The organism is Kocuria atrinae C3-8, assembly GCF_000286355.1.
In the GTDB taxonomy this organism is placed as follows: domain Bacteria; phylum Actinomycetota; class Actinomycetes; order Actinomycetales; family Micrococcaceae; genus Kocuria; species Kocuria atrinae_A.
In genome coordinates this window covers 1-6,442 of record NZ_AJXN01000093.1, presented here as the reverse complement: position 1 = coordinate 6,442, position 6,442 = coordinate 1, and the positions used below count along the sequence as shown (strand labels likewise).

General features: G+C 63.0%; 5 protein-coding genes and 2 pseudogenes. 4 read left to right on the top strand and 3 right to left on the bottom strand.

What is annotated here, in order from left to right; all coding sequences use genetic code 11:
* Positions 1 to 131: 131 nt before the first annotated feature.
* Positions 132 to 672, bottom strand: a pseudogene (gene idi, locus YO9_RS0110280) (isopentenyl-diphosphate Delta-isomerase).
* Between the two features lie 205 nt (positions 673 to 877).
* Here idi and YO9_RS0110275 point away from each other — a divergent pair.
* The 4 genes from YO9_RS0110275 (at position 878) to YO9_RS0110260 (ending at position 4,353) form a co-directional block, all read left to right on the top strand.
* Complete coding sequence (locus YO9_RS0110275; protein WP_223286398.1) at positions 878 to 1,678, top strand: pseudouridine synthase; 801 nt, start codon at positions 878 to 880, stop codon at positions 1,676 to 1,678.
* Positions 1,679 to 1,775: 97 nt separating this feature from the next.
* On the top strand, positions 1,776 to 2,624 hold the full coding sequence (locus YO9_RS0110270) for a DMT family transporter (RefSeq protein ID WP_016997390.1): 849 nt from the start codon (positions 1,776 to 1,778) through the stop codon (positions 2,622 to 2,624).
* Positions 2,625 to 2,895: 271 nt separating this feature from the next.
* Positions 2,896 to 3,927, top strand: a complete 1,032-nt coding sequence (locus YO9_RS0110265; protein WP_016997389.1) for a CAP domain-containing protein — start codon at positions 2,896 to 2,898, stop codon at positions 3,925 to 3,927.
* Positions 3,928 to 4,026: 99 nt separating this feature from the next.
* On the top strand, positions 4,027 to 4,353 hold the full coding sequence (locus YO9_RS0110260; protein WP_016997388.1) for a hypothetical protein: 327 nt from the start codon (positions 4,027 to 4,029) through the stop codon (positions 4,351 to 4,353).
* Between the two features lie 273 nt (positions 4,354 to 4,626).
* Here the strand turns inward: YO9_RS0110260 and YO9_RS0110255 are convergent.
* Positions 4,627 to 5,662 (bottom strand): annotated as a pseudogene (locus YO9_RS0110255) (DNA-formamidopyrimidine glycosylase family protein).
* A gap of 6 nt (positions 5,663 to 5,668) precedes the next feature.
* The coding region (locus YO9_RS17970) for an Lhr family helicase (RefSeq protein ID WP_472973945.1) at positions 5,669 to 6,442 on the bottom strand (774 nt) is incomplete at its 5' end.

Sequence of the window (6,442 nt, the reverse complement as noted above, 5' to 3'; positions counted from 1 at the left end):
CCGGCATGCGGAGGGCGCGGGAGCCGAACAGGTGATCCACGGAGTGCGCGGCTTTGGCGGCGCGATACGCCGGGGATTCGGACATGGCAGTGCTCCTGGGCCGGAAAACGGGACGGTCTGAGCCTAACCGGCTAGCCGAGCTGGGCCTGCAACTCCGGTTCCGCGATCTGCGAGACGAGCCACGGGCTGAACGCGAACGGCGCGCGCTGCACGGCGCCGGCCAGGTCCTGGGGGGTGGCCCAGCGTATTCGGAGACCTCGGACTCCACAGGCTCAGGCTCGAAGTCGGTGATCGCCACGAAGACCGGGCAGAACTCGTTCTCCACAATCCCGGACGCATCCGTGGCGCGGTAGCTGAACTCCGGGATCACGGGGGCGATATTGCGGATCTCCAAGCCGAGTTCCTGCTGCGCGCGGCGAGCGATGGCCGTTTCGAAGGGCTCGTCCGGGCCCGGGTGGCCGCAGAAACTATTGGTCCACACACCCGGCCAGGTCTTCTTACTCAGCGCGCGACGGGTCACCAGGACCTCGCCCTTGGTGTTGAGCACGTGCACGAGAACGCGAGGTGCAGGGGAGTGTCCTCCGTGTGGACCTCCGACTTGAGCGCGGTCCCGGTGGGCTGGTGCTGGTCATCCAGGAGCACCACGTACTCCGCGGTGGTCTGCTGGGTCACGATAGGCCGCCTCAAAAGTGGTGTGTTAGGTTCCAGGCCATGGTAGCTGGCTGGTCTCACACGATATGAGGAAACGACGCACGGCACCGCCCCTGCCCATGGACCGCGGGGTGGGTCCAACGCGAGTTCGGATGCCCGGACCGGCGCGCCGGATCCGGTGCTTTCGTCTCTCGGTTCGCTGCCTGCAACGGCTGTTTCGTACGTGATGCAGCGTTTCCCGGACAGCGCCGCGTGGTTCGCGGACGAGGTCGCGGCTGGTCGGGTGCGGTCCGACGACGGCGCTGTGGTCACCACATCTTCGCCCTACGTTCCCGGCGCTTCCGTGTGGTTCCATCGCCCCATTCCCGACGACGACGCCGCTCCCGTCACCTTGGACGTGCTCTACGAGGACGAGTGGATTATCGCCGTGGACAAGCCCCATGGGCTGTGCAGTACGCCCAAGGGCGAGAACGTGCGCCGCAGCGCGGTGGTGGCCGGGCGGGTGCAGTTCGCCAACGATGAGATTTCCGCACTGCACAGGTTGGACCGCTCCACCGGAGGGGTCCTGTTGCTGTGCAAGCGGCGCGAGGATCGCGGGGCGTTCCACAAGATGTTCGAGCAGCGCTCGGTGTTCAAGACGTATTGGGCAGTGGCTTCGCTCAACGATCGCGTTGGTGCCGAGCCGGTGCGCGTGGAATCTCGGATCAACAAGACGCAGGGGGAGTTGCAGGCCCGCGAGGATCCGGGGGAGATCAACGCGATCACGGATGTTCGGCTCTTGGCTTCCTTCGCGGACGCGTCCGGTGAATGGGGACTCTACGAAGTTCGGCCGCTGACCGGGCGCACCCACCAAATTCGAGTGCACATGACGTCCTTGGGGCTGCCGTTGCGAGGCGACAAGCTGTACCCGGTGCCGCTGGAGGATTTCGATGTGGAAGATCCGGACAACCCGATGCAGTTGATCGCGCGATCCATGACGTTCGTGCACCCGATGACAGGGGAGTCGGTGACGATCAATTCCCGCTGACGCCGAGTAGCCATGCGGCGGTGGCTGGGTAGCCACACTGATGGCATTGTGATGAGTTCGGGGGAGTTCGAGGGGAGCGGAAGGGGGTTCTTGGCGGATGTTGTCGATTCTGCTGGCTCTTACTTCTGCGGTTGCCTATGGCGCCAGTGACTTCGTGGGAGGGCTTGCCTCCCGTTACTCACGGGCAATGGCTGTGGTGCTCATTGCCTATCCGGTCTCATTCATCATCTTCGCTGTGGCGGCACCGCTTGTCGGTCAGTCCATTGAGCTGACGTCGCTCCTGTGGGGCGCGGCCTCCGGGGTGGTGATGGCGCTCGCGACCGTGTGGTTCTACTCGGCCATGGCACACGGGCCCATGAATGTGGTCTCTCCGCTCACGGCAGTCATCGTGACGGTACTACCCGTGCTGGTCGGACTTTTCCTCGGTGAACAATTGAGTACGGGGTCATTCATTGGCGTGGGGCTGGCCATCATTGCGGTCCTTCTGGTGAGCCGGGAGCCGCAGCTGCCCTATCCCGCCACTCGGCCATTTACAGCTCGGATCGCTTGGCTCACGGTGGGAACGGGTGTGGGTGTGGCCCTGAGCTTCATCTTCACTGACCAGATCCCCGAAGGAACGGGACTGTGGCCTCTGGTCGCGGCTAGGGGAGCTGCCTCGATGGCCATTGTTCTGGCGGCCGTGGGTTCCAGGCAACTGGCTCTGCCTCCCAGAAAAGCGCTCTTGCTCGCGCTCATGGTGGGTGCGTTCGATGTCATCGCCAATGGCGCGATGCTTTTCGCATTTCAAGCCGGTTTGCTATCTATCGGCAGCGCTCTCATCTCGCTCTATCCAGCCATCACGATTGCCATGGCAATGCTGTTTCTGCGCGAGAAAACAAGTTTTCCACAAGTTGTCGGATTGGTCCTGTCGGCCGGTGCGATTCTGACGATCTCGTTGACGCAATAGGTTGCGGCCACCGAACTCCTGGTCAGCCCAGTTTCCGGGTTGACCGTTCCCCTTCGAGGGGACAATCCGAGAAAAAAGCATTGATAACGACAAGATAACGTCAATGTGTGTAGTATCAAGGATGGCTCTTCCCCCCAGCCACCACCCGGTGGACGGTGCTCTATCTTTTTGAACCGCTTCTTTGACGCAGAATCCCCGCGCGCAATTTCGTCTGGTCCTTAGATGACCCTGCGCGCTTCCCTGCGCCCGACGACGAAATGGCCCGATACTGATGTTCAAGTACCGCACCCCCAAACACGCCGCCCCCAAGCGTAAATCGAGTAACCGACTGCTCGCTTCCGCGACCGCCGCATGCATCATGGTTGGCGGTCTGACCGCCATGGCACCGGCGAATGCAGCTCCCAACGACATTGTGTCTGTGTCTGATTCAACCCGCGCAGCTGATGCACAGAACATGCTCAATCAAATCAATGCTCACCGCGCATCTAAGGGCTTGGCCCCGGTGAAGTATTCAGCGAGCTTGTCCGGCATCGCGCAGGGACAGTCCAACCGACTTGTCCAGCAGGAAGTCATCAATCACAGCAATACCTTCCTGACTGACCCGCGGGCCGCTGGCTACAACGCTGTCGGAGAAATCCACGCACTTTCTTACCGGAACTCGGTCACCGACCTCGTGCAATGGTGGAAAGGCTCCCACGGGCACAACAAGGTGCTGACCGATCCGAAGATGAAAGTCATCGGTATTGGGCTTACTCACGTGGATGGTTCTCTGTCTCGCACCGGATCCGGATGGCGACTGGTGGGCACCGTGGTGTCCTATGGGTTCCCGCAAGGCAAGGGTCCGAAGGACGTGTCCAGCACCGTGTCCGGAAGTCTTCTCGGAGGTGTCGCGACGCAATCCACTAGGACGACCCCCACATACTCAACAGCCCCGCAAAACATTGGCGGTTATACCGTCAAGGGCGCTATCAAGGCTCGGCATAGTGCTCTGGGTGGAGTCGGCGTCGTCGGAACCCCCACGATGAATGAACGCGGTGGGCTAATCAATGGCGGTGCTTACCAAAGCTTCCGCAATTCCCGAGGCGCGGTACACAAGATTCTGTGGTCGCCTGCAACCGGCGCACGTGCAGTCCTCGAGACCGGTGCTATTGGAAATGCCTGGAAGAAGGCAGGATACGAGCGCGGCTGGGGTTACCCCACCACGGACGAATACCGAGTTGGCACCGAAGTGCAGCAGCGATTCTCCAACGGCTACGTTGCCCACTGGTCCTCGGTGACCGGTCGGACGTGGGTCACTCGCTGAACAACGGACTAACGATTCGAAGAGAATGGGCCTCAGCTACGCTGTAGGCCCATTCTCTTACCTGGTTCGTTAGCTCACGATGTCCCATGAGGAGCCGCATTGATCACAGCCTTCGTGATTACCGCGCTGTCCGCGTTTGGTCTTTATGTGGTGGGAACGGAGGCTGGCGCGGGCGGATTTCCGTTCGTTCTGACCACCACCTTGGTGTCCTTCGGCGGAGCGTTTTTCGTCGGGGATAAGCTCCGCCAGGCTCTTCCCGAATCACTGTTTCACGTGAGTGATCGGATGAATCGAATCGTCAAAGCAATGGGGGTTGATCACTTCAACCGTTTCCTGCATTTCATTCGGTGGAACCGTGGAGTTCGCACCTTGAGGCCCCATCTCGGGGAGCGTCACCCCTCGACAGAACTCTTTGCTTCAGTTTAATCCAATGCGGTGGCACACACCTGGGGTGCGGCAGTTCATCTTGTTGCTGCGCTCATTGCATCGCTTGCTTCGGTGTCGGCCGCGCTCTGGATCTTTGGGCTCGGCGTCCTGCTTCACGTTTTTCCGGTCCTGCTCCAGATCCGTACCCACTGGCGACTACACCGTTTGCGGGACCGGTCCCTGCGTGGCTAATTGTCAGGTGACATAACGACTCGATCTGTTCGAGTCTGAGGCATTTTCCTCACCTCATGTTCTCGACGCGGCTCGACCGCATCAAGCGAGCTCGCTCGCTTGACACCTCGGACACCACGCAATCTGTCGCACGTGCTGAACCGCGGATGGATCGCGAGGCTCGGTGATGGACGGGGCGGCGTCGTCGATCTCGCCGCGTTTGAGGCGCGTGCCGCACCGGCGGCAGGGCTGGTCGTAGTGGCCGTAGGCCCAGAAGAGCGGGCGCCGGTCGCGGGGTGGCCCACCGTGGACCGCAGCGGGCGGTCACGATTCAGGTTGAGCAGCTTATGCGCCAGCTTCACGATCTCGGTGAGCTTCGCATCCGGAAGGGAGCCCACGGGCGCCAGGGGTTGGTGCGCGTCATGAACAGTACTTCCACCCGGTACACGTTGCCGATACCCGCGAGATTGCGCTGGTCCATCAGTGCCGTGCCGATCGCGCGGTCCGGGTGAGCCCGCAGCCTGCGCAGCGCTTCATCCAGGTCCCAATCCGGGCCGAGTATGTCCGGACCCAAATACCCGACGAGTTCCTGGTCCTCGAGACGCGTGGGCACCAGCCGCACGTCCTTCACATCGAAACCGATTGCGTCCACGGTCGCCGTGCGCAGGATCGCGCGGATCGTGTGCGAACCCTGCCCGGTCGACACGTCCGCGCTCAACGGTGTGCGAGCCTCCGCGCGAGAGCGCACGCTCGCGTAGCGGCGATACGGCTGCCGACCGCGCTTTCCGCGAGCCGCCGGAGACGTTCCGGTCGACGACGCCGCACTCGCTCTCGATCCGCGTTCCGCACCATCTCGAGACATCCCGGCGCGCTCGAAGACCCGCCACGTCCCGTCCATCATCAGGTGCGAGTGCAGGGTGAGCGGTTCGGCACCGGACCTCAGCTCAGAACCATCTGGGGCAGCGGACAGGCGGATCAGAATGTGCTTGCCCCGCGGCACCACATCCACCACCGTGCGCCCGGACAGGTCCGTGGTCGCCAACGCGGGCACTCGGAGATCCGAGGACTCCAGCACCTGCCCCTGAAGCGCCTCGCGGAGCATCTTGCACTGCCGATAGACGGAATCACCCTCTGGCATGGGCGATCACCCGCTCACCGGTGCGCGCATGCGGACCCCGCGCGGCGTTTGGTAGAAGCCTCCGGACAACAGCCCCTCGCGAATCGCGGTCACCATCTCGACGGACGAGAGCACGGATTCTCCGTTGACCTTCTCGACCACGAGTGAGTCCACAGCACGGCGCTGCACGAGTCCGGCCACGGCCTCGGCGGCCATGCGCAGCTCGCTCTCGGAGGACGTGAACGCGAGCGCGGTCTTGCCGCCGCGCTCCAGATACAGCACCAAGTCGCCGTCCACGAGCACCACGATCGCGCCGGCCTTCCGCCCCGGGCGGTGTTTGGTCGATGATTCCAGTGCCACCACCTCGGGCCAGTCCAAAGCGGCGCCGTACGGGTTGGCTGGATCGGTGGCGGCCAGCGCGAGCACCTGCGGTTCGGGGGCGCGCACCGAATCGTCCTCGGTAAAACTGCGGAGAATATCAACCGTTGCCGGTTGAGTGAACTGCGCGGCACCCAGTCCTTCGATGAAGTAACCGCGCCGGGCCCGGCCCGCGTCCTCCAATGCCCGCAGCACCTTGTAGACGGTCGCGAATCCGCCCGGCACATCCTCCACCGCCACCGGTCCGCGCGTGAGAATTCCGTAGCGATCCAGCAACAACTCGGCCTGCGCCTGCGCGCGCACCGTGGCATTGAGGGGTTCGGGCCGCAGGACGGACCAGCGCCCGGCCGTGGTGCGTTCTTCCGAACCGCCCTGGGCACGCACCACGCGCCCACCGGACTCTGCCCCTGAAACGCCCATGCC